Raw genomic sequence first — 603 nt, 5'->3', positions numbered from 1 at the left:
TCTCGAGAGACGGCCGCACTTTTTACCAGTATGTCATTGCACTCTTTACTCAGATTTACCGCGTGTTTCAATTGCTCGATAGCTTGTGCGGTCACGATGTCTCGAACGCGGAAGATACCTAAACGAGAGACGGCGGTAGTTAAATCACTACAAGTAATGTTTCTTCGGTTAAAAATCACCGAGTTGGCTACGCGAATCACAATAGCAGCTAACCCTGGATCTTCTAAAAGGCAATTTGCGACATCAGAAACCGTGGTGTTTTCTTCTATACAAAGTTTTTGAATTTTGATGACTACATCGGGGATGGGTGGTAACGAAATTTCACCCGTAGATATGGATTGTTCGACCAATTGGGCGAATTCAGATTCAAGCGCTTTTATAAGCTTATCTTTGTTATTTGGTAGCCAAAAAAATGATAGATGTTCCATTGTGACGTGGTGTTAGAGAACTTTCGTACAGTGTACCCTTACCCGAAGAACATTATCAATGAAATGCGTACTAAGTTCTCTATAAATGGTATACGGATCATAACGATGCGTGGTTTTTGGCACGCCATGCGTCAAAAAAATATCGCTAAACACCCAATAAGTGTGAAACTAATCA

1 protein-coding gene is annotated in these 603 nt (G+C 41.0%); it reads right to left on the bottom strand.

Going from position 1 to position 603, the window contains the following annotated elements; genetic code table 11:
- The coding region (locus R8N47_RS26630) for an HDOD domain-containing protein (protein WP_318186287.1) at positions 1 to 428 on the bottom strand (428 nt) is incomplete at its 3' end.
- Positions 429 to 603: the final 175 nt, after the last annotated feature.

The sequence above is a fragment of the Vibrio sp. 2132-1 genome (assembly GCF_033344315.1).
Note: the sequence above shows the minus strand (reverse complement) of the source record. Positions and strands in the feature narration are given on the sequence as shown.